This is a genomic window from Streptomyces sp. NPDC017529 (genome assembly GCF_044329785.1).
Classification (GTDB): Bacteria; Actinomycetota; Actinomycetes; order Streptomycetales; family Streptomycetaceae; genus Streptomyces.
Window position 1 is genome coordinate 260,258 of the sequence record NZ_JBIRJY010000001.1, and the last position, 24,470, is coordinate 284,727.

Here is a 24,470-nt window from a genome sequence, read left to right on the forward strand (position 1 = left end):
CGCGTGGTACGTGCCCGGTCGGGCAGGTCAGTTGCCGTCCAGCGCCTGGTCCAGCTCCCGGCGCAGGATGTCCTGGAAGGCGGCGACGTGCCGGTGCCCCATCAGCGTGTAGTGCTCGCCGGGTACGTCGATGTACGTCACCGGGCTGCGGCTGAAGCCGTCCCACTTCTTGAGCTGGAGGTTCAGCCAGTCCTCCTTGGTGCCGCGGATGGGGATCGCGTAGAACACGCTGAGCCGCTCCACGCTGCCGGTCGGTTCGTACGTGCGCCCCATGGTCAGCAGCGACTGGGCCAGTTCCGCCCAGGCGGTGAACGCGGGCTGGTCCAGGTCGAGTTCGGCCATCCGACCGGCGGGCGCGCAGGAGAGCAGGGTTTCGATGGGGTCCTGGCCCGGCGGGAGCTTCCGCAGCTGCTCCGGCAGCCGTTCGGACTGTTCCTTGTTGATCAGGTCCAGGAAGAACGCCAGGTTGACGGCGCCCTCGGCGAAGTCGAGTTCCTCCATGCGCGGCTTGATGTGCGGCGGGAGGTTGAAGATGCCGACGAAGTCGACCCGCTCGCCCTGCGACTCCAGCTCCTTCGCGATCTCGAAGGCCACCGCGCCGCCGTAGGAGTACCCGGCGACCGCGTAGGGCCCGTGCGGCTGCTGGTCCCGGATGGCCCGCACATAGCACTGGACCATCTCGTCGAACTCGGTGAAGTAGTCCTCCCCGGCGTTGAAGCCGCGGGCCCGCAGCGCGTAGAACGGCCGCTCGCGCGTGAAGTACGCGGCGAGGTTGACGAAGACCAGCACCTCGCCGACGCCGGGGTGCACGCAGAACAGCGGGGTCTTGCCGCCGGTGGTCTGGAGCGGGACGAGGGGGTCGTAGGCGGCGGGGACGGCCGGCCGGCCCGCGTCCAGCCGGCGGGCCAGGTCGCGTACGGACGAGGCGCGCAGGATGTCCAGCACCGGCAGGTCCGCGATGCCGAAGGTGCGCTCGACCTGGCTCTTCAGGCGCAGGATGTCCAGGGAGGTGCCGCCGAGTTCGAAGAAGCTCACGGTGGCGCCGATGGCTTCGGGATCGGCGTCGAACAGCTCGGCGTAGATCTTGGCCAGCGCCGTTTCGGTGGTGCCTTCCGGCGCCGCGTGGTCACCGAGCTGATACGCCGTCACCTCGGCGGCGCGGCGCTCGTACACGGCCAGCCCGCCGGATTCCAGCCGCTTGCGCAGCAGCGCGCGCTGGATCTTGCCGAGGCTGGTCTTGGGGAACTCCTCGGCCGGCAGCGGCAGCACCAGCGCCGGCCGGAACCCCCAGTGCAGGACGACGCTGCCGCGGATCGCGACGAGCAGGCGGTGCAGTTCCGCCTCTCCTCCCGGGCCGGCGGCGTCGAGCGGGGCCGACGGCGCGAAGGCGACGACGAGCTGTTCGGTGTCGCTGCCCGGCTTGCGGGTGGGGAAGGCGGCGACGTACGACGGCTCCACACCGTCGAGCTGCTCCAGCACCGTCTCCAGGTCGTGACTGAAGTAGTTGACGCCGTTGACGATGACGCTGTCCTTGCTCCGCCCCACCAGCGTGAGCCGGCCGCCGGTGATCCTGCCCCGGTCGCCGGTACGGAACCAGCCGTCCTCGGTGAACGCCTGCCGGGTCGCCGCCTCGTTGTTGTAGTAGCCGGTGAAGACCATCGGCCCGCGCAGCTGGAGCTCACCGGCCGTGCCGTCGCCGAGCGGTACGTCCTCGTCGTCGACGGCCCGCATCTCCAGGCCGGTGACCGCGGTGCCCAGCGAGGCGAACTCCTGCCCGGCGTCGGCCTCCGGGAACTCCCGCGAGTAGATGCTGCCGGCGCAGGTCTCCGTCATGCCGAAGGCGGGCCACAGCGCCGCGCGGGTCAGTCCGTACGGCGCGAGCCGGTCGAGGAAGGTGAGGCCCGTGGTGCGTACGACGGCCTCGCCGCCGCTGACGATGTGGCGCAGGCACGTCAGGTCGGGGGCGAAGTCCGCCGGCGGCCGCTCCAGCGCCTGGTTGATGTGGCCGAGCAGGAAGTTGGGGGTGAAGGTGACGGTGACGCGGTGGGTGTCGATCAGCCGCACGAACCGCAGCGGGTCCTCCAGGACCGTCTCCGGTCCGCTGTGGATCTGGGTGGCGCCCACGGACAGCGGCAGCAGGTGGCACTCCAGCAGGGCCGCCACGTGGTCGAACGATATCCAGTTCAGCGTGGTGTCGCCGGAGCTCAGCCGGTGGTGCCCGTTCTTGCCGCGCATGGACGCCAGCAGGTTGCCGTGGGTCAGCATCACGGCCTTGGCGGCGCCCGTGGAGCCGGAGGTGAGCACCAGCAGCGCGAGGTCGTCCGGGCCCGCGCGGTGGAACTCCGCCGCGGGAGCGGCCGCCGCCAGGTCCTCCGCACAGGCCACGGCCAGGCCCGCGACGTCGGGCAGTTCGCCCTTCAGGGCCTCGGTCGTCACCAGCAGCGGCCCGTCGAGCAGGGTGTTCACATGCGTCAGCTGCGCGGCCCACCGTTCGGCGTCCGATCTCAGCGGCACCAGCGGGCAGGGGACGTAACCGCCCAGCACACAGGCCCAGAACACCGGTATGAAGTCCTGGGAGTGTTCCAAGAGGAGCGCGACCCTGTCGCCGGGCCGCAGCCCCGCGGTCCGCAGGCCGCCCAGCACGCGGCTCGCCGCCTGGAGGAGCTCCGGATACGTCATCAGGGGTAACGCGTCCGCACCGGCGGCGGACAGGCTCAGCACGCCCGAGGCGGGGTGGGACCGGGCAGCGTCGAGCAACAGACCGACCAGGCCACCGCCGGGCTCGTTTCGGGACAGGTCGGGTGATCGCGGACTTTCGCCTGCGGTGGAGGACGGCACTTCGCGCATGACTGTGTTCCTTTCCGACTTCTTGCTGGGTTCCCGGCGGCCGGGGGGAGATCGCCGCTGCACGGCCGGCGCCGCCGAAGGCCCGACAGCTCCAGGGCTGTTCGGAAGATCTACAGATACCGCTCGGAGGCGCTACGGCCGCTTCGAGCGCTTGAACCGGTACGCGACCGGGTGGAGCCGCCAACGCTGCGGCACCAGGGGCGCCGCCGTGCGGACGACGGCCGCGAACCGGCGCAGCCGCCGTTCGTCGGCCCGGGTCCAGCGCAGGCCGAGGCGGTCGCGCAGCGGTGCGGGCATGAACCCGACGACCAGCGCGTACGCCAGCGGTTCGACGGTCCGGCACAGGCGCTGCCAGTCCCGCCGGGGCAGGCGCCACCAGCCCGGCGGCGGCAGCGCGGACACGTTCACGATGCCCAGCAGGTCCCGCACCGTCTCGTTGTCGCCGAGGCGTTCGTCGACCATGGTGGCGACGTACGCGTCGAAGCCGTCCAGCGTGGGCGGCATGTGGTGCTCGCGCAGCCCCAGGATCAGCCCGAGCTGACGCCACTCCTGGTACAGGCGACGCTGGGCGGCGGGGCTCAGCGGACGTCCGAACCACTGCTGCGACAGCACGAGGGCCCGGTAGAGGGTGGCGTGCACCCACCAGTACGCCTCCGGGTTGAGCGCGTGGTACCGCTTGCCCTGGGCGTCGACCCCCTTGATCGTCTTGTGGCTCTCCCGCAGCCGGTCCGCCTCGCCGAAGGCCTGGGGACCGCCGAAGATCAGCGTGAACACGGAGGTCATCCGCTGGTCCAGCCGCTGCCACGGCCCGGCACCCACGGGGTTGGGGTGCTCCCGGGTCGCGGCCCCGATGCCGGGGTGCGCCCCTTGGAGGAGCAGCAGGTAACCGGAGAGCAGAAGCAGCCGCCGGTCGCCACCGATCCGCCAGGCGACCGAGTCCGGCCCGAGCGGCTGGACGGCGGAGCGCCGGGGGCGGGCGGCGGCCGCCGGTACGACAGGCCGGGCAGGTAAGCCGGATGCAGCAGTCATTCCCGTACCTCCGGAGGACGTGGGGATCATCTCCTGTGCCTGCGCGCTGCGGCCGAAAAATGTTCGACCAGGCGGCGAAGTGCACGACGCGCGGTCACACTACCCCGACAAATGCCGAAGTCATAGGCTTGTTGATCTCTTCAGAGGAATAGCGGCCGATGACCCACGATGGGCCGAAAGGCTCTGGACAGAGGGCACTTGGCAAGGTATTCCCGGGGCGCGACGCGGGAGGGGAAGCGGGAGGGGAACCGGCTGCCGGCGCGGTGGGCGAGGGTTCGCGCCGACGAGACCGACCCGCCGGGGGCCCCGGCACGGCCCCTCAAGAGGACCGTTCGGCCCTGGCGCCGGCGGCGCGCCCCGGGAAGGCTGGCGGGTCAGGCAACGAGATGCCCGGGCGAACGCGGCCGGAGCAAAGGGTGTGCATGATGAACCACGCGGACACACGGCAACCGAAGGGCCCTCACGAGGCGGTGGAACCCCGGAACATGAAGCAGCTGAGCCGCGGCCAGTCACTGCGGCTGCTCGGCAGCGTCTCGCTCGGGCGTCTCGTGTTCACACAGAACGCCCTGCCGGCCATCCGGCCCGTCAACCACCTGCTGGACGGCGAGGACATCATCGTCCGGCTCAACGACGGGGCGACGCTCACGTCGATCGCGCCGCCCGCCGGCGAGGCGGGCCTCGTGGTCGCCTACGAAGCGGACGCCATCGACCCGCGGACCCACCTGGGCTGGAGCGTCGTCGTGACCGGATACGCCCGCCTGGTGGCCGACCCGGCCCAAGAGGCGCGCTACCAGGAGCTGTTGCGCCCGTGGGTGGCGCAGACCATGAGCGCCGCCCTGCGCATCCACCCGGACCTGGTCACCGGGTTCCGGCTGGTCCCCCAGCCCGTGGACGCGGTGTGTGCTTCGGGGCCGGAGAGCCGTTGAGCCGTCAGGCCACGTACGCGGTCAACCGCCCGCGGGCAACGGGGCGCGCCACACGATCCGGCTGCCGCCGCCGTCGGGTGCATGGATCTCCATCGTCCCGTCCACGTTCGCCGCACGTTCGGCCAGGTTGCCCAGCCCGCTGCGGCGTCCGGTCTCCGGGATGCCCCTGCCGTTGTCCGTCACGGTCAGCACGACCTCGTCGCCGGTGGCCCGGAGGGCCACTTCCACCCGGGTCGCGTGCGCGTGCCGGGCCGCGTTGCTGAGCAGTTCGGTGAGGGCCGCCATGACGTGGTCGGCCACCTGCGGCGGTACGTCCGTGTCCAGCAGGCCTTCCATGCTCAGCCGCGGCGGGAAGCCCAGCGCCGTGCCGGCTTCGCCGACGGCGCGCGCCACGCGGGCCCGCAGGCTCGGCCCCGCGTCCTCTTCCCTGACCCGCAGACCGAAGATCGTCGACCGGATGATCTTGATGGTCTCGTCCAGGTCGCCGACGGCCCGGGTGACCCGCTCGGCGGCGCCGGCGTGCTCCACCAGCCGGGCGGCGCTCTGCAGCGTCATACCGGTGGCGAACAGCCGCTGGATGGCCAGGTCGTGCAGGTCACGGGCGATGCGGTCCCGGTCCTCCAGCAGGGCGAGCTGTTCGGCGTCGCGCCGCCGCTCGGCCAGTTCCAGGGCCACGGCCGCCTGCCCCGCGAAGGCGCGCAGCGGTTCCAGCTCCTCTTCGGTGAACACCGCCTCCCCCTCGGCACGCGCCAGGAGGAGGACGCCCCGGGTGCTGCCGCCCTCGCTGCCCAGGGGCACCGCCACAGCGGGCCCGAGGCCCTCGAACCGCCGCGCCCCGGCGGTGTGACGGCCGTCGTTCACCACATCGGACGTGGTGACGGGCGCCCCCGCCCGGTGGGCGGCGCCCGCCAGCGTGCCGTCGACCGGCTCCACCAGGCCGCGGCGCTTGCCGCCGTCCTCGCCGAGCGCCAGCTCGACGACCAGGTCGCCGGTGTCCCGCTCGGGTACGGAGACGTCCGCGAGCCGCGCCCGGGTGATCTCCTGGGCCCGGCGGGCGATCAGCTCCAGCACCTCCAGGCGCGGGCTGCCGGAGAACAGGCTGTTGGTGATCTCCGCGCCCGCCTTCAGCCAGCGCTGCTGGCGCTGCGACCCCTCGTAGAGCCGGGCGTTGTCGATCGCCACCCCGGCCGCGACGGACAGCGTGGCGATCACCGACTCGTCCTCCGCGTCGAAGTCGTGCCCGCCCCGCTTGTCGGTCAGGTAGAGGTTGCCGAAGACCTCGTCGCGCACCCGGATCGGCACGCCCAGGAACGTGCGCATCGGCGGGTGGTGGGCGGGAAACCCGTACGAGGACGGATGGCTGCCGAGGTCGCCGAGCCGCAACGGCTCGGGGTTGCGGATCAGTTCGCCCAGCAGGCCGTGCCCGGCCGGCAGCGGCCCGATCGCGGCGATCTCCTGGGGGGTCAGGCCCACCGTCAGGAACTGCGACAGCCGCCGGCCGTCCGGGCCGATCACGCCCAGTGCCCCGTACTCCGCGTCCACCAGCAGCGCGGCCGCCTCGACGATGCGCCGGAGCACCTGCGGCAGGTCCAGCTCCCGCCCCACCGAGACCACGGCCTCCAGGAGGCTGTGCACCCGGTCCCGGGTGCCGCGAGCCGCGTCGATGCGTGCCTGCAGTTCCTCCAGCAACTCGTCCAGTCGCAGCTGCGGCATCCGTGACAACGACTCCTGCGCGCCCACCGGCCCTCCTTCTTCGGTCGCCCGCTGTACCTGGTCAGCGTAACCCTGTTCGAACAGCCGCCCTACGGGACGGAGGGGTTGCCCGCCAGGGCGCGGACCGGTGACGGGGCATCAGGAAGCGGCCGAGGTGGTGTCCAGATGCGGGCAGGGCGTGCGGCGTGCGGTGTCGGGGATGCTCAGCCGGTGCGTCAGGTCCCGGGCCTGGCGCCGGGGCAGTGCGCTGCGCCACGCCAGGCCCGGGTAGGTGGAACGCAGGTGGGAGAGGGCACGTGTGCCCAGGCCGCTGCCGTGGAGCGGTCCGCAGACCTCCGCCTGGAGTATCACCCCGCACTCGCAGCGGCCGCACACCTGGTAGGTGACCTGCCCGACCACGCGCCGGATGTGCACCAGGAGCAGGCACTCCGCGCCGGCCGGGGACGGTGCGGGCGAGTGGACCAGTTCCACGTCGCGGTAGGCCATCAGCCGCCGGTGCCAGCGGCCCTTGCGCCGTCCGGGACGCCGGCGCCGGCCGCGCCTGGCGAAGGGCCGCTGAATGGTGGACACCACGCGCTTTTCAGGCATGTCCTGCGCGTACCCGTCTTTTCCCCGCCCACCCCTGCGAACACGGGCCCCTCATGCCACCGGGGCCCGCATCCAGGCGCCCGTCACCCCGTACGTCACTGGTGGCCGGGCAGGAAGCGCACGTCGTACTGCTGCGGGACGGTCGCGAACTTCCCCGGTTCCGGGATGACGGGCTCGCGCGGCAGGCCGAGCTGCTCGGTGGGCACGCCGAGGTTTTCGTAGAAGCGCTCGAAGGTGCCGCCGGGCCCGGCCGCGACGCCGACGACCTGGCTGTGGCGGCGTTCCATGCGGTAGGAGTGCGGGCAGTTCTTGGGTACGAAGCCGAAGCCGCCGGGGGTCATCAGCAGGTGGGCGGCGGCGGTCGGCCGGGCGCCGTGGCGGCCGCGGTCGAAGAGCACCACGCCGAGTTTGCGCTCACAGGTCCGTACGGCGTGAGAGACGGCGGACTGGGTCGTGCCCAGGCTCGCGGCCGCCGCGGTGAAGCCACGCTCCCGGTCGACGGCGATCAGGACGCGCAGTTCGTGCGGTGCGAGGTCGCTCATGCGCGGAGAGAACACCGGCGCCCGCGCCGTCCTCCCCAGCCCAGGAGTACACGTGACCGGCACGGCAGCCCGCTTCGTCCACCAGATCTCCCGCCCCGACGGCTTTCCGACCGCCGGGAACTCCGCCTTCACCGAAGCGACCGTGCCCGGCCGCCCGCCGCGCCCCGCAACCTCTTCGACATCGTCGAGAAGAGCCTGCGCCTGGAGGGCGTCCTGGTACGCAACCGCCGCGACGCGCAGGGCGAGTTGGCGGACTTTCTCGTCCCGCACCTGCAAGCGGGGCGCGTCCGCGACGTGCAGACCGTGGCCCACGGCTTCGACTGCGTGGTGGACGCGTTCCTCGGCATGCTCCGCGGCGCCAACACCGGCAAGATGCTGGTGCGGGTCGCGGCGGAACAGCCGTAGGCGCCCCCGTCGGCTACGCGGCGCAGAACTCGTTCCCCTCCGGGTCCCGCATGAGCCACCAGTGCCCGGCGGGGCCCTTGTCGACCTCGCTGACGCGGGTCGCCCCCAGGCCCTCCAGCCGGGCCACCAGCTCCTCAAGGCCGCCGGGCCCGGCGTGCACGTCGATGTGCAGGCGGTTCTTGCCGGACTTGCTCTCGGGCACGTCCTGGAAGAGCAGCCGCCTGCCCTGGCCGACGCCGCTGGTCGGGTCGAACGGGTCCTCGGGGTGGCGGATCGCGGCGTAACCACGGAACAGCTTGCGGCCGTCGTGCTCGGTGACCGCCTCCTCGCCGATGTGCCCGGCGGCCAGCAACTGCCCGACGAGCGCGCTGGGGTCCTCCACCTCGTACTCCAGGGCCGCCGCCCAGAAGTCCGCGAGGGCGGGCGCGTTCGTACTGTCGACAACCAACTTCCACGTCAAGGTCATATGATCAGTTATATACCTCGTCGCCGCCGAGGAACGTGAAACCCAGGCGCTCGCGCAGCGCTTCCGCCTGCTCGGGCGTGGCGAGGACCATGCTGCTGTCGTAACCCGCGTTCGGCTTGCGCTCGAAGTCGAGGCAACGCCAGGTGCGGGGGTCGTCGTCATGGGCGGTCACGGCGATGGCCTCGCAGGCCGCCTCGTGGTCGTAGTAGTCGTCGTGGACGGAGTCGATGTCGTCGGCGTGCACCGAGACCGCCACCTTGGACTGTTCGAGGCGCAGGCCACTTCGTAGTGGTCCGTTTCGAGGGTGCCGGCGCCTACCGCTCGTCGCGGTCCTGGCCGCGGTAGGCCTGCTGCGAGGCGGCCATCTTGCGCTTCACGGGCGGCAGGTGGTTGACGACGCGCATGCCGGTGCGCATCGCGGCCAGCACGGCGCGTCCGATGACGGGCTTGTGGATCGGGTCGTCACCGCTCATCTGCGCCAGCGACTTGCGCACCGCGTCGAAGCCGTAGTCGATCATCCGGGTCTCGTAGTCGCGGATCGCGGAGACCAGCGGCGTCCGGCCGTCGCGGGCGGCGGTCAGGTTGCGGCACAGCAGCACGGCGTCGCGCAGCGCGGTGTTGGCGCCGACCCCGCGGCCCGGGGTCATGGTGTGGATGGCGTCACCGATGAGGGTGATGTTGCTGGAGGGCCACGGGTCGATCGGCACCGAGGTGCGGATGCGTATCGGGAAGCAGGTCGAGGGGTCCACGAGCCCGGCGAGGGCGCGCAGGCGCGGGTCCCAGGTGCGCATCAAATCCCGCATCAGGCTCTGTAGTCGGAGCCCGTCCCGCTCCATGACGTCGGCGGGCAGGTTCTGCCTGGCACCGCTGAGGCCGAGCATGATGTAGTCGCGGGTGTTGTCGTACTGCAGGCCAGGCCAGTTCTTGATGAGGTCCGCGTCGCTGGCGCCGATCCCGCTCTTGGGGGCGCCGTCCTGGTCCCAGGGGAACTGCATGACGTGGAGGATCAGGGAGTACCCGCCGGGGGCGAAGAAGAGGTTGACGCCGTCGATCGTCCGGTCGGTCAGCAGGGCCCGGGACACGTCCGTCAGCGGCACCTTGCCCGCGATGGCGGTGATCCCGGCGTCCTTGAGTTCGGCGTGCGGCAGGTACTGGCGGCGGACCGGCGACTGCGAGCCGTCCGCGCCGACCAGGACGTCGCCGGTGGCGGTGGTGCCGTCTTCGAAGTGCGCGGTGACCGTGCCGTCGTGGTTGCCCTCGTAGTGGGTGAAGACCTTGTCGAAGTGCACGAGGTCTTCGAGGCCGGTGAGCAGCACTTGGCGCAGCGTCATCCGGGAGACGGAGCGTTCCGCGCCCGCCTGGTCGGCGCTGGCCCGCGCGAAGCCCTCCAGGGACAGCAGTTCCTTGTACTGCTCGGTGAACATGTTGAAGCGGTCGGGGGTACGGGCGCAGGTGGCCGCGAAGGTCTCGAACAGGTCGGGCGGCAGCAACTGCGACAGGGCCCGGCTGCCGTCGTGGTCGATGCCGACGCGGTAGCCCTGCAGTCCGCCGCCGCGGGTCCGGTCGCGCTCGTAGACCGCGCAGCCGATACCAGCGCGCTTGAGCCCGTGCGCCAGGGCGAGGCCGCCGGTACCGGCCCCGATGATGATCACGTGCATGGGTCCTGCCTTCTGTTCCTGGTGGATTGCTGTATGGGGCGCGTGGCCGGCTCCGGCCCGCCGGCGCTACGCGGGCGCCGGGCCGGCCTTGCCACCCCGCTTCGGCGCGGGTACGGCGCGCAGGCGCTCGGTGTGGCGTTCCTGGATGCCGCGCGAGAAGTCGAGGAAGTCCGCGACCAGGGCGAGCTGTGCGGTGGTGTAGCGGGCGAAGACCTCTGTGGCGGAGTCGTGGAGGAAGGGTTCGATCAGCGCGGAAGCGCGCTCCCGGAAGGCCGGGGTGACCTGCACGAAGGTGCTGCGCCGGTCGGTGGGGTGCGGGGCACGGGCGAGGTGGCCGCGCTTCTCCAGGCGGTCGATCATCGCGGTCACACTGCCCGTGGTCAGCCCCAGCCGGCTGCCCAGTTCGCCGGGGGTGGCCCGGTCCGCGCTCAGCAGCAGCTCCAGGCACCGCAGGTCGGTCTCGTTGACGCCCAGCAGGCGCGCCATCTCCCGGTCGAAGTCGTCGACGGCTCCTTGGTACGCCTGCACCGCCCCGCCCAGGGCGGCCTCGATCGACTCGGTCTCCTCAGCCACGCTCCGCACGTCCCTTCACCGTCACATTTACCTTGATTTCCAAGATACACGATTTTCAAGGTACTGCGCGACTCGGGACCTGGGCGTCGACGGTGCCGTACGGCTGGCCGGAGCTCTCGCCTCTCTCTGGGACCTGCACGGGCGCCAGTGACCGCTGGAAGCCGCCGTGCCGGCCACCCCGGAGCACGACCCCGTGCTGGGATTGCACCTGGAGCACAGCATTCGGACGGGCGCGTACTGCTCTTATGCCCCGGACCCCGCCTCGCGCATTGTCTGGGGATAAGGAAAACGTCGTCCCATGGAAATATCCGTCACTCACACGAGTGCAAATAAGCATGACCCGCCTCGCCGTCCCCCGCCCGCAGCAGACTGGGCATATTCCGGCTGCCGGCTCGCGATCGGAGGCGATGACGACGGAACACACGACAAGTGACCAGGACCCTCCGGCCCCGCGGGTCCGCAACGAGGTACGCGCGCCGGTCCGCGGACACGTGGTGCAGGCCGGAGCCATTCACGGCGACGTCCATCTGCACCCCGGGCGCGAGCACGCGGCGGTGCCCCACCAACTGCCGGCCGCGCCCCGGTGGTTCACCGGTCGGGCCCGGGAGCTGGCGGCGCTCACCGCCGCGCTGGACGAGACGGCGCATTCCGGCGCCACGGTGGCCATTTCGGCGATCGGTGGCGCCGGCGGAATCGGCAAGACCTGGCTGGCCCTTTACTGGGCGCACCGGCACGCCGATCGTTTTCCCGACGGCCAATTGTTCGTGGACCTGCGGGGCTTCACCCCTCTCGGAGATCCCATGCCCGCCGGGGAAGCGGTACGGGGATTCCTGCACGCCCTCGGCGTCGAACCGTCCGGAATTCCCGCCGACCCGGACGCCCAAGCGGGCCTCTACCGCAGCCTGGTCGCCGACCGCCGCATGCTGATCGTGCTGGACAACGCCCGCGACACCACCCACGTGACCCCGCTGCTACCCGGGAATTCCGCCTGCACGGTGCTGGTGACCAGCCGCCGCCGGCTGGCCGGTCTGGTCACCACCCACGGCGCCCGGTCGCTGGACCTGGACGTACTGCCCGAGGCCGAGGCGCGCCAGCTGCTGACAGCTCACCTGGGCCCCGAGCGGGCTGCCGCCGAGCCGGACGCCATCGAGGCGTTCCTGGCCTGCTGTGCGGGGCTGCCGCTCGCGTTGAGCATCGTGGCCGCCCGCGCCACCACACACCCCGGCTTCCCCTTGAGTCTGCTGGCCGAGGAGCTGCGCGACCACACGACCCGGCTCGACGAGCTGGACGCCGGCGAGATCCCGCTGAACCTGCGGGCGGTGTTCTCGTCGTCGTACCACGCCCTGTGCCCCGAGGCGGCCGCGCTGCTCGGGCTGCTGGGCCTGGCGCCAGGGCCGGACATCAGCCAGCCCGCCGCCGTCTCCCTGGCCGGGCTCCCGGCGGCCCGCGTGCGCGCCCTGCTGCGGGAGTTGGAAACCGCGCACCTGCTGACCCAGCCGGCCCCCGGGCGCTACCGGCTGCACGACCTGATCCGTCTCCACGCCTCCGAGCAAGCGCGCCACCACCACACCGAAGACAGCCGCGACGACGCGCTGCGGCGGCTGGTGGACTTCTACCTGCACACGGCCTACACCGGCGACCAGGTCCTGGACCCTCATCGCGAGTCGGTCGCACTCGACGCGCCCGCACCCGGCTGCCGTCCCCACCCGCTCCAGGACGAGGCGAAGGCACTGGCGTGGCTGGATGCCGAACACCCCGGCCTGCTGGCCGCGCAGCGCCTGGCCGTGGAGCGGGGGTGGCACACACAGGTGTGGCAGCTGGCCTCGGCGCTGCACACGTACCACTGGCGGCGGGGGCTCCTCGCCGACCAGGTCACCTTCGCACGCGCCGGTCTGGCCGCTGCCCGGCAGCTGGGCGACTCGGCCCTCCAGGCGCCGGCGCACCGCCTCCTCGCCGAAATCTGCGCCCTGGTGGGCCGACACACCGAGGCCCTGGAGCACCTCCACGAAGCCCTCACCCTGGCGGAGCGCGCCGGCGACCTGCCGAGCCAGGCCCACACACACCGCGTGCTCGCGTGGACCTGGGGGCAGCAGGGCGAGATCCCGTCGGCCCTGGACCACGCCACCCACTCGCTGAGCCTGTTCCAGGCGCTCGACGACCAGGAATGGGAGGCCCGCGGTCTCAACCAGGCGGCCTGGTACTCCGCGCAACTCGGCCATTTCGAGCAGGCCCGCACCCACGGCGAGCGCGCCCTGCTCCTGCACCGCCGCCACCAGAACCGCAATGGCGAGGCGCTCTCGCTGAGCGTCCACGCCTACCTGGGCCTGTGCACCGGCCGGCACACCCAGGTCCTGGACTACGGCCTGCCCGCCCTCGCCCTGTTCCGCGACATCGGCAACACCTTCTACGAAGCGCTCGTCCTGGACAGTCTGGGACAAGCCCACGACGCCCTGGGCCACCACACGCAGGCCCGGGAAGCCTGGCAGCAAGCGCTGGAGCTCTACCAGGCGCAGCACCGGTCAGCGGAGGCGGAGCACGTACAGCAGCGGCTCGCCGGACTCGCGGAGCGGGAACGGGCCGTGTAGGCACGCCAAGTGATCAGTACGGATACGTCCACGCGGTACTCGCCCTGCCGGCCGGGCCCGTCGTCCGTCAGCCCGTCAGGGCCGGTCAGGGGCCTCCGGGGTGCGTCGCACGCCGATCGCGGCGAGTGCGGCGCCGAGGACGCACAGCACGCCGGTGGTCAGGACGGCGGCGTGCACACCGTTCATGAACGCGTTGCCGCTGCCCTCGACGACGGCGGCGCCGAGCTGTGCGGGCATGCCCGGGGAGACGGGCGAAACGCCCATCGCCACCGCGTCCTTGGCCTTCTCGAAACCGGGCGCGACCGTGTCAGGGACACCGGCCGAGGTCAGCTCGCCGGTCAGGGTGGAGCCGACCTTGCCACTGATCAACGACACCAGGACCGAGGTACCGAGAGCGCCGCCGACCTGTAGGGAGGTGGCCTGCAGGCCACCGGCGACGCCGGCGTCCCGCACCGGCGCGTTGCCGACGATCGCGTCGGAGGAGGCCGCCATCACCATGCCGACGCCGAGCCCGAGCGCGATGAAGGGCGGCCACATGACGGCGTACGAGGAGTGCGCGTCCCAGGCCAGCATCCAGAAGGACGCGATCGCCTGTAGCAGCATGCCCAGCGGCATGGACAGCCGTGCGGAGAACCGCTCGGTCAACGCCGCGCCGGCCGGTGAGGCGACCACGGAGGCGAGGCTCAGCGGGAGGGTGCGGACGCCCGCCTCGACGGGGGTGAAGCCGCGGACGTTCTGGAGGTACAGCATGACGAAGAAGATCACGCCGAGCAGGACGAAGAAGTTGACCGCGGTGATGACCGTGCCGATGGTCAGGGCCGGGTTGCGGAACAGGCGCATCGGGAGCAACGGGTGCCCGACGCGGGTCTCGTACCGGCCGAAGACGAGCAGGAGCACGATGCCAGCGCCGATCGCGCCGAGTGTGCCTGCCGAGGTCCAGCCCCACGTCTCGCCCTTGACCACGCCGAACACCACGCCCAGCAGACCGAGCGCGAGGAGGACGACACCGGGGAGGTCGAACTTGTGGTGTCCCGTGGAGTTCTTGCTCTGCGGCAGCACCAGGCCGCTGAAGACCAGCGCGACGACGCCGATCGGGGCGTTGATGTAGAAGACGGACTCCCAGTTGACGTGCTCGACGAGCAGGCCGCCGACGATGGGACCGAGCGCCGTGGAGACGGACGAGACCATCGCCCAGATGCCCACCGCCATACCGAACTTCTTCGGCGGGAAGGCCGCCCGCAGCAGTCCGAGCGTGTTCGGCATGAGCAGCGCCCCGAAGAAGCCCTGCAGCGCCCGGAACGCGATGACCCCCTCGATGTTGCCCACCAGCCCGATGGCCACGGACGAGACGGTGAAGCCGGCGACGCCGACGAGGTAGTACGTACGCCGCCCGAAGCGGTCGCCCAGCTTGCCGCCCAGGATCAGCGTGGCGGCCAGGGCGAGGAGATAGGAGTTGGTGACCCACTGGAGGTCGGCGGTGGACGCGTTCAGGTCCCGGCCGATCTCGGGGTTGGCGATCGATACGACGGAGCCGTCGAGCCCGACCATGAACAGGCCGAAGGCGACCGCGACGAGCGTCAGCCAGGGGCGGCCCCGGCGGCCGCGGGGACCTTGCGGGAGGGACAGTGCGGGCAGGGGTGAGCGATCCACGGCAGTGGAGGACATGGCGATGCCTGTTTTCTTCGTAAAAAAGGGTGATGCCCGGCCGCGGCGGACCGGGAAATGGGATGCCTGCGGAGTGCGGCGAGTGGTGAAGGAGCGTCAGCCGGCGGCGGGGTGCACCCGCTGGGCGAGCCCCTGCAAGGCGCCGAGGGCGGAGCCGATGGCGTCCCGTTCGCCGTCGGTGAGCGCGTGGAGCGCCTCGGCGAAGTAGCCCTCGACCAGGTTCGCGACCTCGTCGAGACGGCTGCGCGCCACGGTCGTCAGGTGCAGGTGGGCCACCCGCTTGTCGGCCGCGTCCTGCCTGCGCTCCAGGAGTCCCAGGCCGACCAACTGGGTCACCAGGGCACTCGCGTTGTTCGGCTTCAGCATCAGCGCGTCGGCCGCGGCGCGCACGGTGACGCCGTCGTGCCCGCCGACGAACCGCAGCAGGGCCAGTTGCCCGTCGGGGAGTTTGGGGTGCGGGAAGTCCTGGGCGATGCGCCGGTCGACCGCCCGGTGCAGCGCGGGCAGGACGGCCGCGAGCCCGGAGGCGACGCGGCGGGTGTCCTGGGGGGACGCGCTGGGGGCAGACATACGGACGAGCATAGGTATGACTGCATACCTAAGTCAAAGTTCCCCGCCGGGAGAGGGCCGGCCCCCTGTTGTGCGCACGTACGGCGACGCGCCGTACCGGGCAGTCCGGTACGGCGCGTCGTCGTTCGGCCGGGAGCGCTCGGTGGCGCTCCGGGTCAGGAGCGGTGGTAGGGGTTGGGGACGTGGATGTCGGCACCCAGTTCGCGGGCGGCGTTGCGGGCGAAGTAGGGGTCGCGGAGGAGTTCGCGGCCGATGAGGGCGACGTCCGCCTGGCCGTCGGCGACGATCTTCTCGGCCTGCCGGGCCTCGGTGATCAGGCCGACCGCGCCGACCGGCAGACCGGTCTCCTTCTTGACCCGCTCGGCGAAGGGCACCTGGTAGCCGGGGCCGACGGCGATCTTGGCGTCGGGGGCGTTGCCGCCGGTGGAGGCGTCCAGGAGGTCCACGCCGTGCGCCTTGAGGTCGGCGGCGAAGCGTACGGTGTCGTCGGCCGTCCAGCCTTCGCGCTCGTCGTCCGCGTTCTCCGACAGCCAGTCGGTCGCCGAGATACGGAAGAAGACCGGCAGGTCCTCGGGCCACACGGCCCGGACCGCGTCGACCACCTCAAGGGCGAACCGGGTGCGCCCCTCGTACGAGCCGCCGTACTCGTCGGTGCGGCGGTTGGTGAACGGCGACAGAAACTCGTTGATCAGGTAGCCGTGCGCACCGTGGATCTCCGCCACCTGGAAGCCGGCCTCCAGCGCCCGCCGAGCGGTGGCGGCGAACTGCCCGACGATCTCCTGGATCTCGTCGGCCGACAGCTCGGCCGGCGCGGTGGACGCCTCGTCGAACGCGAGCGGGCTCGGCCCCACCGGCTGCCATCCGTACCCTTGGCCGGGGGCGATGGGCGCGCCGCGGTCCACCCACGAGCGCTCGGTCGACGCCTTGCGGCCGGCGTGCGCTATCTGGATGCCCGGGACGCTGCCCTGCGCCTTCAGGAAGTCGGTGATCCGGCGGAACGCGGCGGTCTGCGCGTCGTTCCACAGCCCCAGGTCGTACGGGCTGATGCGCCCCTCGGGGCTCACCGCCGTCGCCTCGGTCAGGATCAGCCCCGTACCGCCGGCGGCGCGCGACGCCAGGTGCTGGAAGTGCCAGTCGTTGGGCACGCCCTGCTCGGGGCCGTCCGGAGCCGCCGAGTACATGCACATGGGAGCCATCCAGATGCGATTCGGAATGGTCAGCGACCGAAGGGTGATGGGCTCGAACAGTGCGCTCACGGTTGACTCCCGCTGTCGGGGTTGCTCCTGCTTGACGCTTCATACGATAAACCTCGTAGTACGGCGGTTGTCAAACTACGAAGGTTCTCGTACATGCGACGGGGCCGGACCCTGGTGGGCCCGGCCCCGCGTACCGAGCTCGGCCTCGGAGGATGATGGCGATCCCCCCGCCTGCCGCCGTTCCGGCCGGCTCGCGACGTACCCCCGTACCGCCGCGACCGGCAGCCCGCCCGGGAGCGTCGCTCCTGGGCCGACCGGCTCACGATAAGGGGCTCCGCTTTCCTCGTTCGAGCGAATTTTGACGGCGCGAGGGGCGGCGCGTACGCGGCGCGGGGGCCGGGCGGCGAGCTGTTCGAACCCTCGGACCGCTCGCATCCGGCCGGTCGAGGCGTGCGCAGATGCAACTTTCCGCCATCTTGAGCACGCACGGCGGGCCGCTCGGGGCGCGGAGAGGAGGAACGGCTCGGCGGGCGCACGATGTCGCACAGAGGCCCGAACCGCTTGCAGTGTTTCGATCCGCAAAACGGGGAAACACCAGAGCTGAAGCGTTTTGATCTTATTTGCGAACGAGGTGAAGCTGCCATGGGAATCATCGCGTGGGTCTTGATCGGACTGCTGGCAGGCGCGATCGCGAAGGCGCTGATGCCGGGCAAGGACCCCGGCGGATGCCTCGTCACCATGCTCATCGGCATCGTCGGTGGTCTGCTGGGCGGCTGGCTCGGCAAGGTGATCTTCGGTGTGGAGTCGATCAACGGCTTCTTCCACCTCTCGACGTGGATCGCGGCCATCGTCGGCTCGGTAATCGTCCTGGCGATCTACCGCGTGACACTCGGCCGCAACCAGCGGCACTGAGGCGAGGCCCGGACGCGGGTCCCGGCGCGGAAGGCAGCCGGCCCGCCGAGAAGGAGCGGAGCGAGACCGCCCGGTCGGTGGCGGTGCCCGGCCCCCTGCTTGCAGGGGGCCGGTTTTCATGCGCTGACCTGCACGGACGGCGGGCCGCAGGGCCGTTGTCAGTGGTCGGGTGCAGACTGGCCCATACCTGAGACAACGGCGTCCCGGAGGTGTTCGAGATGGCATCCGGCAAGGCAGACGTAGTACTCGCGGTAGGCACTCGCAAAGGGCTCTTCATCGGCCGGCGGCGGCGTGGCGACTGGGAGCTGGGCGGCCCGCATTTCGCCGCCCAGGCGGTGTACTCGATCGGCATCGACACCCGCGGCCCGGTCCCCCGGCTGCTGGCCGGTGCGGACAGCGCGCATTGGGGGCCCTCGGTCTTCCATTCCGACGATCTCGGCGAGACCTGGCAGGAGCCGGCCAAGCCGGCGGTGAAGTACCCGCCGTACACCGGGACTTCACTGGAGCGGGTGTGGCAGCTCCACCCGGCCGGCCCGGCCGCGCCCGGTGTGGTCTACGCGGGGACGGAGCCCGGCGGGCTGTTCCGCTCCGAGGACGGGGGCGAGACGTTCGAGCTCGTACGTCCGCTGTGGGACCACCCTTCCAGGGAGCGGTGGGAGCCGGGCGGCGGCGGCCTGGCGGTGCACACGGTGATCACGGACCCGCGTAACGCGGACGCGGTGACGGTCGCGGTGTCCGCCGCCGGCGTGTTCCGCACGACGGACGGGGGCGAGACCTGGGCGCCGTCGAACAGCGGCGTGAAGGCCGTGTTCCTGCCGGACCCGGACCCCGAGTTCGGGCAGTGCGTGCACAAGATCGCGCAGGACCCGGTGGACCGGGACCGGCTCTATCTCCAGAACCACTGGGGCGTTTACCGGAGCGACGACGCGGGCGCGCGGTGGACGGACATCGGCGGCGGACTGCCCTCCGACTTCGGGTTCGCCACGGCCGCGCACCCGCGCCGGGCCGGTGTCGCGTACGTCTTTCCCATCACCGCCGACATGGACCGGGTTCCGGCGGACCACCGGTGCCGGGTCTACCGCACCGGCGACGCGGGAGCGAGCTGGGAGGCGCTGAGCGACGGCCTGCCGCGGGAGGACCACTACGGCACGGTGCTCAGGGACGCGCTGTGCGTCGACGACTCCGACCCGGCGGGCGTCTATTTCGGCAACCGCAACGGGGAGCTCTTCGCCAGCGCGGACGACGGCGACAGCTGGCGGCAACTGGCCTCGCACCTCCCGGATGTGCTGTGCGTGCGGGCAGCCGCCGTTGGATGAGCAACCGTGAAAGGGGAGGGAGAAAGACCGGGCGGGCGGCCGGACCGGGCGTGGGGGTCGGGCCATCGGTTGAAGAGGATCACCTTGCGGCCAGTAGGGTGACGGCGTGGCTGCACGACCTCTTCATGAAATCGTCGAACCTGGCTGGGCCAAGGCACTTGAGCCGGTCGCCGGACAGATCGCCTCGATGGGCGAGTTCCTGCGGGCGGAGATCGCCGCGGGGCGCACGTACCTGCCGGCGGGCAGCAATGTGCTGCGGGCCTTCCAACAGCCCTTCGACGACGTCCGGGTGCTGATCGTCGGACAGGACCCGTACCCGACCCCGGGGCACGCGGTGGGGCTGAGCTTCTCCGTCGCGCCGGACGTACGCCCGCTGCCCGGGAGCCTGGAGAACATCTTCCGCGAGATGTCCTCGGACCTGGGGCTGCCGCGGCCGTCCAACGGCGACCTCACGCCGTGGACGCAGCAGGGTGTGCTGTTGCTCAACAGAGCGCTGACGACGGCACCGCGCAAACCGGCGGCGCACCGGGGCAAGGGCTGGGAGGTGGTCACCGAACAGGCCATCAGGGCGCTGGTGGCGCGCGGCCGACCGCTGGTCTCGGTGCTGTGGGGCCGCGACGCGCGCAATCTTCGGCCCCTGCTCGGCGACCTGCCCGCGGTGGAGTCCGCGCACCCCTCCCCCATGTCGGCGGACCGGGGGTTCTTCGGCTCGCGCCCGTTCAGCAGGACCAACGACCTGCTGGCGCGGCAGGGCGCGCAGCCGGTGGACTGGAGACTGCCCTGAGCGTGCGGGATAGTGTTCCCGCATGACGAACGCGAACATCCCTGCGGGTTGGTACGCCGACCCGCAGGGCACGCCCGACCAGCTGCGCTGGTGGGACGGCTCCCGATGGACCGAGCACACGCACCCCGGCCGGCAGGCGCAGGGACAGGGGCAGGCTCAGGCGGCTCAGCAGTCGGTCGGGCAGCAGCAGGGCCCCGGTCAGGGGTACGCACCCCAGCAGCAGGGCGCCGGACAGCCGATGCCGCAGCAGCAGGGCGTGGGGCAGCCGATGCCCCAGCAGCACGCGCCGCAGGCCGGCCAGCAGGTTCCCGTCGGCGTCGGCCGGCAGACGCCTGACGCCCAGGCAGGGTACGGGCAGCCGGCCGGCGACCCGGGCAAGGTGCAGTACCAGGTGCAGCAGCAGGCCGGTGTCGCGCCGACCGCGCAGGGCGGCGGTTCCCTGTTCACCGAGCCGGTCCTGGTGGTGAACCAGAAGGCCAAGCTCATCGAGGTCTCGAACGAGTACAGCGTTTTCGACCAGCACGGCAACACCCTCGGCACGGTCGTGCAGGTCGGCCAGAGCACCGCGAAGAAGGTGCTGCGGATCGTCTCCAGCCTCGACCAGTACATGACCCACCGGCTGGAGATCCGTGACGCGTACGGGCAGCCGCAGCTGGTCCTGACCCGCCCGGCGAAGTTCATCAAGTCGAAGGTGCTGGTGGAGCGGCCCGACGGGCAGCCGGTCGGTGAGATCGTGCAGCAGAACGCCATCGGCAAGATCAACTTCGCGATGATGGCGGGTGGGCAGCAGGTCGGCGCCATCAGGGCGGAGAACTGGCGCGCCTGGAACTTCGCGATCGTCGACCACGCAGACACCGAGGTCGCCCGGATCACCAAGACCTGGGAGGGCCTGGCCAAGACGATGTTCACCACCGCGGACAACTACGTCCTGCAGATCCACTGCCAGCTGCCCGAGCCGCTGCGGAGCCTGGTCGTCGCCACCGCGCTGACCGTGGACACCGCGCTCAAGCAGGACGCCCGTGGGTTCGGCTGAGCCAGGGGGCAGCGCTCCGCGCCCGGCACCCGGCCATGTCCTGGGGGTGGATTCGGGCGGTTCGGGCCTGCGGATCGCCGTCGCCCGCGCGGACGAGCGGGACGCGCGGCCGCTCGCCTCGTACGCCTCCCAGGAGCCCATCGGCACGGGACCGAACGGCATGGACGCCCAGCAGTTGCTCAAACAGCTGGTGCCCGCCGCCCAGGACCTGATGCGGGACACCGGCGCGCGGCGCCTGGACGCGGTGTGCGTCGGCGCCTCGGGCATGGCCACGCTCGGTACGGAGCTGCGCGCCGAGCTGCCGTCGGCGCTGGCCGAGGCGTTCGGCGTACGGCGTCTCGCGCTGGCCGCCGATGCCGTGACCGCGTACGCCGGGGCGCTCGGGCAGGCGCCCGGCGCGGTGGTGGCCGCCGGTACGGGCGTGATCGCGACGGGCACGGACCTCACCCCGGCGGGCGGCTGGCGCCGCGCCGACGGCTGGGGCCACCTGCTGGGCGACTGCGGCAGCGGCGCCTGGATCGGCCGGGCCGGGCTGGAGGCCGCGCTGCGCGCCCACGACGGGCGGCCGGGCGGCTCGGACGTACTGCTGGACCGTATGGAGGCGATGTTCGGTGCGGCGGCCGAGCTGCCCGGCGCGCTGTACCCGCGCGCCGACCGCACGGCCGTACTGGCGTCCTTCGCGCCCGAGGTGGCCGCCTGTGCCGGGCACGACGCCGTGGCGGCGGCGATCCTGCGGGAGGCCGCTCGGCACCTCGCGGAGTCGGCAGCCGCCGTCTGCCCGTCGGCGCCGGGCAGCGCGGTGGCCTTCACCGGCGGCCTTCTGCATCTGGGCGAGCCGCTGCTGGCGCCGCTGCGCGCCGCGTTCGCCGAGCTGCTGCCGCGGGCCCGCCGTGTCGAGCCGGCGGGCGACCCGCTGGACGGCGCGCTGCGTGTCGCCGCGGCGCTGGCCGCCGACCGGCTGGTGCTGCCGGCCGACGAGAAGCTGTTGCGGGTCACCTGACCCGTCGTCGGTGCACGGGCCGCCGTGGCGCCCGCAACGCGCGACGGCGGTCCCCGCACCCGTACGCCTCCACGTCACGTTCCCCCGGTCCGACGAGACGCATTGTCATGTCTTCGATACCCGTCACGATCGGTCACCGCACCGCCACCGGCCATCGCCGGACCGACGCGTATCGCGCAGCGAGCGTCGCGGATCGCTCAGCAGTCGCCACCGGTCGCCCGGCCCACCCCACGAGCCGCGGGCGCCCCCTCCCGAACCACCCCATCCACCCTCTGACCTGCTCATACGGCGCGCGGGACAAACCGGCACGTATACCTCCCGACCGAACCCTCCCGCCGCGCGGGGGACCCCCGAGGCATTAGCATGCGACGCCATGAGTTCCCCCACTGGGCCCGCACCCGGCTCGCCCCGCTTTGACGAAGTTCCTCCGAGCTCGGGCGACGCCGCACCCGGCCTGCCTGTACGAATGCCGCGTCCCCGACAGTCCGGTCGGCACCGCCGTCCGGAGCCCGCCGCCGCGCCCGAGGGCGCGCCCGCGCTGGTCCTCGCCGTGCCCGGCGCCCCCACCGCCGCCGCGCGCGGCCTGGCGTCGGAGGTGACCAGCATCGCCCGGTCCGAGCTGCCCGGCCTCGACGCCCGGGTCGGTTACGTGGACGGCGGCGACGCGGAGTTCCCCGCGCTGGAGGCCGTGCTGGCGCAGGCCGCCGGCGAGCACAAGGCCCGTACCGGCGACGGCTCGCAGCCCGAGCCGCAGGGGCCGCCCGCCGTGGTCGTGCCGCTGCTGGCCGGACCGGACAGCGCGCTGCTCCGCCGCATACGCCAGGCGATCATGAACAGCGGTTCGGCCGCCGAGCTGACCGACGTGCTCGGCCCGCACCCGCTCCTCGCCGAGGCCCTGCACGTCCGCCTCTCCGAGGCCGGTCTGGCCCGCGCCGACCGGGCGCGCCTGTTCACGGTCGCGACGGCCGCGGACGGCATCATCCTCGCCACCGTCGGCGGCGACGAGGCGGTACAGGCCGCCGGGATCACCGGCATGCTGCTCTCCGCCCGCCTGGCGGTGCCGGTGCTGGCCGCCGCGCTGGACGAGGAGGGCGCGATCGCCCGCACCGCCGAGCAGCTGCGCTCCTCGGGCTCGCAGCACCTGGCCCTGGCCCCGTACCTGATCGGTCCCGAGATCGCCGACGGCCTGGTGGGGGCGGCGGCAGCGGAAGCGGGCTGCTCGGCGGCGGAGCCCCTTGGCGCCTACGGCACGGTCGGCCGTCTCGTGCTGTCGAACTACGCGGCGGCGTTGGGCATCACGCTGCAGACGGCGGGGCAGGGCGCGCCGGTTCGGTGACTCCCGGGGGCGGCTGCCGACCGCCGCCCGCTCGCCGGCGGTCACAGACCGCTGAAACGTCACGATCGCAAAAGGGCCGCTTCCCGTACTTGGGTTGCGGCCCTTCGGGCTCACCGCAAGCGCACGTCAGGCGAAGACCACGCAGGAGGCGGCCGGAGCGTCGGCCGAGCCGCCCGGTTCCGGCACTCCGGTCCGGGGGTCGACGGTGAACCAGGCCACGTTCCCCGAGCGTTCGTTGGCCGCGTAGAGGTGCCGCCCTCCGGGGTGCAGCGCCAGGTCGCGGGGCCAGTGGCCCCCGCACGGCACGGTGGTGACCAGGGAGACCTCGTCCCCCGACGCGCCGATGGCGAGGACCGAGATGCTGTCGTGGCCCCGGTTGGCGGCCCAGGCGAAGCGGCCGTCGGGCGAGACGACCAGTTCGGAGGGGTAGTTCTCGGCGGTGACCGACGAGGGAAGAATCGCCGTCTCCGTCAGCGGGGTGAGGGTGCCGGTGGCGGCGTCCCACCGGCAGGGGGTGACCGTCGAGGCCAGCTCGTTGACGACGTACGCGTGGTCGCCGCGCGGGTGGAAGGCGAGGTGCCGGGGCCCGCTGCCCGCGCGCAGCCGTACCTCGTCGCGTACGGTCAGCTCCCCGCCCGCCGGAGCGAGTTCGCAGACGCGTACGGAATCGGTGCCCAGGTCCACGCTGAGCAGCCAGCGGCCGGTGGGGTCGGGCAGGACGGCGTGCGCATGCGGCCCCTCCTGGCGGTCGGGGTTCGGGCCGCCGCCCTCGTGCCGCAGCACGGCGGCCGGCTCCGCGAGGGTGCCGTCGGGCCGTACGGGCAGCGCGGTGACGCTGCCGGAGCTGTAGTTGGCCGTCAGCAGGTGCCCCGCCCAGAGGGCGAGGTGGGTGGGGTCGGCGCCCCGCACCGGCACGGGGCCGGCGACCAGCACCGGTCCGCTCTCCGTGAGCGCGAAGGCGGCAGCCGCGCCGTCGGACGTCTCGCTCACCGCGTACAGGTGGCGGCCGTCCGGCGCCGGGGCGAGGTAGGACGGGTCGCGGACCTCGTCCGTGGCGTGCAGCGGGGTCAGCGCGCCCGTCTCCGCGTCGACCGCCGCCGTGATGACGCCGCGCCCGCCCGCCGACGTGAACGACCCGATGTACGCCCGCTGCCCGCCGCCTGCCGTGCCCGTCGGCTCACTCATCGGCGCTGTGCCTGCCCTTCGTCCGCCCTGCGCGTCGTATGGAGATGTACGCGCTGACGCTAACAGCCCACCGGACGCACCACCCCGGCCGATGAGCGGCCCGGCGGAAAACCGACAGCTCCCTCAGCGGCGGCCCCGCGC

General features: G+C 72.3%; 21 protein-coding genes and 1 pseudogene. 9 read left to right on the top strand and 13 right to left on the bottom strand.

The features are described from left to right. Positions 1 to 27: 27 nt before the first annotated feature. Positions 28 to 2,847, bottom strand: a complete 2,820-nt coding sequence (locus ACH4K4_RS00750; protein ID WP_398163812.1) for an AMP-binding protein — start codon at positions 2,845 to 2,847, stop codon at positions 28 to 30. 132 nt (positions 2,848 to 2,979) lie between these two features. Beyond that, positions 2,980 to 3,876 carry an oxygenase MpaB family protein gene (locus tag ACH4K4_RS00755; RefSeq protein ID WP_398163813.1) on the bottom strand — a complete coding sequence of 299 codons (897 nt, stop codon included), beginning with the start codon at positions 3,874 to 3,876 and terminating at the stop codon, positions 2,980 to 2,982. Positions 3,877 to 4,361: 485 nt separating this feature from the next. Here ACH4K4_RS00755 and ACH4K4_RS00760 point away from each other — a divergent pair, with 485 nt between their 5' ends. Continuing rightward, positions 4,362 to 4,802: a pyridoxamine 5'-phosphate oxidase family protein gene (locus ACH4K4_RS00760; protein WP_398163814.1), complete on the top strand. Its 441-nt coding sequence runs from the start codon at positions 4,362 to 4,364 to the stop codon at positions 4,800 to 4,802. Between the two features lie 21 nt (positions 4,803 to 4,823). On the opposite strand, the gene ACH4K4_RS00765 is transcribed toward ACH4K4_RS00760, so the two are convergent. From ACH4K4_RS00765 to ACH4K4_RS00775, 3 genes are all read right to left on the bottom strand, one after another. After that, positions 4,824 to 6,515 (bottom strand): GAF domain-containing protein, encoded by a 1,692-nt coding sequence (locus tag ACH4K4_RS00765; RefSeq protein WP_398163815.1) that lies wholly within the window; start codon positions 6,513 to 6,515, stop codon positions 4,824 to 4,826. 138 nt (positions 6,516 to 6,653) lie between these two features. Continuing rightward, the gene (locus tag ACH4K4_RS00770; RefSeq protein ID WP_398163816.1) at positions 6,654 to 7,103 is read right to left on the bottom strand and encodes a hypothetical protein; all 450 of its coding nucleotides are present in this window, start codon (positions 7,101 to 7,103) and stop codon (positions 6,654 to 6,656) included. 95 nt (positions 7,104 to 7,198) lie between these two features. Continuing rightward, positions 7,199 to 7,645 (bottom strand): LysR family transcriptional regulator, encoded by a 447-nt coding sequence (locus ACH4K4_RS00775; protein ID WP_398163817.1) that lies wholly within the window; start codon positions 7,643 to 7,645, stop codon positions 7,199 to 7,201. A gap of 144 nt (positions 7,646 to 7,789) precedes the next feature. On the opposite strand from ACH4K4_RS00775, the pseudogene ACH4K4_RS00780 reads away from it, so the two are divergent. Beyond that, positions 7,790 to 8,050 (top strand): annotated as a pseudogene (locus tag ACH4K4_RS00780) (NADP-dependent oxidoreductase); the annotation flags it as partial. A gap of 13 nt (positions 8,051 to 8,063) precedes the next feature. On the opposite strand, the gene ACH4K4_RS00785 reads toward ACH4K4_RS00780, so the two are convergent. From ACH4K4_RS00785 to ACH4K4_RS00800, 4 genes are all read right to left on the bottom strand, one after another. Further along, on the bottom strand, positions 8,064 to 8,516 hold the full coding sequence (locus tag ACH4K4_RS00785) for a VOC family protein (protein WP_398163818.1): 453 nt from the start codon (positions 8,514 to 8,516) through the stop codon (positions 8,064 to 8,066). 4 nt (positions 8,517 to 8,520) lie between these two features. Further along, positions 8,521 to 8,760, bottom strand: coding sequence for a hypothetical protein (locus ACH4K4_RS00790; RefSeq protein ID WP_398163819.1), 240 nt, complete (start codon positions 8,758 to 8,760; stop codon positions 8,521 to 8,523). A gap of 70 nt (positions 8,761 to 8,830) precedes the next feature. Beyond that, positions 8,831 to 10,174, bottom strand: coding sequence for an FAD-dependent oxidoreductase (locus ACH4K4_RS00795; RefSeq protein ID WP_398163820.1), 1,344 nt, complete (start codon positions 10,172 to 10,174; stop codon positions 8,831 to 8,833). A 66-nt stretch (positions 10,175 to 10,240) separates the two neighbouring features. Beyond that, positions 10,241 to 10,747 carry a MarR family winged helix-turn-helix transcriptional regulator gene (locus tag ACH4K4_RS00800; protein WP_398163821.1) on the bottom strand — a complete coding sequence of 169 codons (507 nt, stop codon included), beginning with the start codon at positions 10,745 to 10,747 and terminating at the stop codon, positions 10,241 to 10,243. 407 nt (positions 10,748 to 11,154) lie between these two features. Between ACH4K4_RS00800 and ACH4K4_RS00805 the strand changes: the two genes are divergently transcribed. Further along, positions 11,155 to 13,332, top strand: a complete 2,178-nt coding sequence (locus ACH4K4_RS00805) for an ATP-binding protein (RefSeq protein ID WP_398163822.1) — start codon at positions 11,155 to 11,157, stop codon at positions 13,330 to 13,332. Between the two features lie 75 nt (positions 13,333 to 13,407). Here the strand turns inward: ACH4K4_RS00805 and ACH4K4_RS00810 are convergent, their stop codons facing one another. The 3 genes from ACH4K4_RS00810 to ACH4K4_RS00820 form a co-directional block, all read right to left on the bottom strand. Next, positions 13,408 to 14,997 (bottom strand): MFS transporter, encoded by a 1,590-nt coding sequence (locus tag ACH4K4_RS00810; RefSeq protein ID WP_398163823.1) that lies wholly within the window; start codon positions 14,995 to 14,997, stop codon positions 13,408 to 13,410. Between the two features lie 96 nt (positions 14,998 to 15,093). After that, positions 15,094 to 15,567, bottom strand: coding sequence for a MarR family winged helix-turn-helix transcriptional regulator (locus ACH4K4_RS00815; RefSeq protein WP_398163824.1), 474 nt, complete (start codon positions 15,565 to 15,567; stop codon positions 15,094 to 15,096). 155 nt (positions 15,568 to 15,722) lie between these two features. Beyond that, positions 15,723 to 16,823, bottom strand: a complete 1,101-nt coding sequence (locus tag ACH4K4_RS00820) for an NADH:flavin oxidoreductase/NADH oxidase (protein ID WP_398163825.1) — start codon at positions 16,821 to 16,823, stop codon at positions 15,723 to 15,725. Between the two features lie 582 nt (positions 16,824 to 17,405). On the opposite strand from ACH4K4_RS00820, the gene ACH4K4_RS00825 reads away from it, so the two are divergent. From ACH4K4_RS00825 to ACH4K4_RS00850, 6 genes are all read left to right on the top strand, one after another. After that, the gene (locus tag ACH4K4_RS00825; protein ID WP_398163826.1) at positions 17,406 to 17,675 is read left to right on the top strand and encodes a GlsB/YeaQ/YmgE family stress response membrane protein; all 270 of its coding nucleotides are present in this window, start codon (positions 17,406 to 17,408) and stop codon (positions 17,673 to 17,675) included. A 218-nt stretch (positions 17,676 to 17,893) separates the two neighbouring features. Then, positions 17,894 to 18,991 carry a WD40/YVTN/BNR-like repeat-containing protein gene (locus tag ACH4K4_RS00830; RefSeq protein WP_398163827.1) on the top strand — a complete coding sequence of 366 codons (1,098 nt, stop codon included), beginning with the start codon at positions 17,894 to 17,896 and terminating at the stop codon, positions 18,989 to 18,991. A 106-nt stretch (positions 18,992 to 19,097) separates the two neighbouring features. Next, complete coding sequence (locus ACH4K4_RS00835) at positions 19,098 to 19,775, top strand: uracil-DNA glycosylase (RefSeq protein ID WP_398163828.1); 678 nt, start codon at positions 19,098 to 19,100, stop codon at positions 19,773 to 19,775. 22 nt (positions 19,776 to 19,797) lie between these two features. Continuing rightward, positions 19,798 to 20,808, top strand: a complete 1,011-nt coding sequence (locus tag ACH4K4_RS00840) for a phospholipid scramblase-related protein (RefSeq protein ID WP_398163829.1) — start codon at positions 19,798 to 19,800, stop codon at positions 20,806 to 20,808. After that, positions 20,795 to 21,808 carry an N-acetylglucosamine kinase gene (locus tag ACH4K4_RS00845; protein WP_398163830.1) on the top strand — a complete coding sequence of 338 codons (1,014 nt, stop codon included), beginning with the start codon at positions 20,795 to 20,797 and terminating at the stop codon, positions 21,806 to 21,808. The genes ACH4K4_RS00840 and ACH4K4_RS00845 overlap by 14 nt, the downstream gene beginning before the upstream one ends. A gap of 373 nt (positions 21,809 to 22,181) precedes the next feature. Continuing rightward, positions 22,182 to 23,144: a sirohydrochlorin chelatase gene (locus ACH4K4_RS00850; protein WP_398163831.1), complete on the top strand. Its 963-nt coding sequence runs from the start codon at positions 22,182 to 22,184 to the stop codon at positions 23,142 to 23,144. Positions 23,145 to 23,270: 126 nt separating this feature from the next. Here ACH4K4_RS00850 and ACH4K4_RS00855 read toward each other — a convergent pair whose 3' ends face one another. After that, positions 23,271 to 24,329 carry a lactonase family protein gene (locus ACH4K4_RS00855; protein WP_398163832.1) on the bottom strand — a complete coding sequence of 353 codons (1,059 nt, stop codon included), beginning with the start codon at positions 24,327 to 24,329 and terminating at the stop codon, positions 23,271 to 23,273. Positions 24,330 to 24,470: the final 141 nt, after the last annotated feature.

Bases quoted from the DNA above. Each gene is read 5' to 3' on its own strand.
- ACH4K4_RS00810 (WP_398163823.1), bottom strand. From the start codon at position 14,997: ATGTCCTCCACTGCCGTGGATCGCTCACCCCTGCCCGCACTGTCCCTC.
- ACH4K4_RS00850 (WP_398163831.1), top strand. From the start codon at position 22,182: ATGAGTTCCCCCACTGGGCCCGCACCCGGCTCGCCCCGCTTTGACGAA.
- ACH4K4_RS00775 (WP_398163817.1), bottom strand. From the start codon at position 7,645: ATGAGCGACCTCGCACCGCACGAACTGCGCGTCCTGATCGCCGTCGAC.
- ACH4K4_RS00825 (WP_398163826.1), top strand. From the start codon at position 17,406: ATGGGAATCATCGCGTGGGTCTTGATCGGACTGCTGGCAGGCGCGATC.
- ACH4K4_RS00805 (WP_398163822.1), top strand. From the start codon at position 11,155: ATGACGACGGAACACACGACAAGTGACCAGGACCCTCCGGCCCCGCGG.
- ACH4K4_RS00785 (WP_398163818.1), bottom strand. From the start codon at position 8,516: ATGACCTTGACGTGGAAGTTGGTTGTCGACAGTACGAACGCGCCCGCC.
- ACH4K4_RS00765 (WP_398163815.1), bottom strand. From the start codon at position 6,515: ATGCCGCAGCTGCGACTGGACGAGTTGCTGGAGGAACTGCAGGCACGC.
- ACH4K4_RS00750 (WP_398163812.1), bottom strand. From the start codon at position 2,847: ATGCGCGAAGTGCCGTCCTCCACCGCAGGCGAAAGTCCGCGATCACCC.
- ACH4K4_RS00830 (WP_398163827.1), top strand. From the start codon at position 17,894: ATGGCATCCGGCAAGGCAGACGTAGTACTCGCGGTAGGCACTCGCAAA.
- ACH4K4_RS00760 (WP_398163814.1), top strand. From the start codon at position 4,362: ATGAAGCAGCTGAGCCGCGGCCAGTCACTGCGGCTGCTCGGCAGCGTC.
- ACH4K4_RS00770 (WP_398163816.1), bottom strand. From the start codon at position 7,103: ATGCCTGAAAAGCGCGTGGTGTCCACCATTCAGCGGCCCTTCGCCAGG.
- ACH4K4_RS00755 (WP_398163813.1), bottom strand. From the start codon at position 3,876: ATGACTGCTGCATCCGGCTTACCTGCCCGGCCTGTCGTACCGGCGGCC.
- ACH4K4_RS00815 (WP_398163824.1), bottom strand. From the start codon at position 15,567: ATGTCTGCCCCCAGCGCGTCCCCCCAGGACACCCGCCGCGTCGCCTCC.
- ACH4K4_RS00855 (WP_398163832.1), bottom strand. From the start codon at position 24,329: ATGAGTGAGCCGACGGGCACGGCAGGCGGCGGGCAGCGGGCGTACATC.
- ACH4K4_RS00795 (WP_398163820.1), bottom strand. From the start codon at position 10,174: ATGCACGTGATCATCATCGGGGCCGGTACCGGCGGCCTCGCCCTGGCG.
- ACH4K4_RS00840 (WP_398163829.1), top strand. From the start codon at position 19,798: ATGACGAACGCGAACATCCCTGCGGGTTGGTACGCCGACCCGCAGGGC.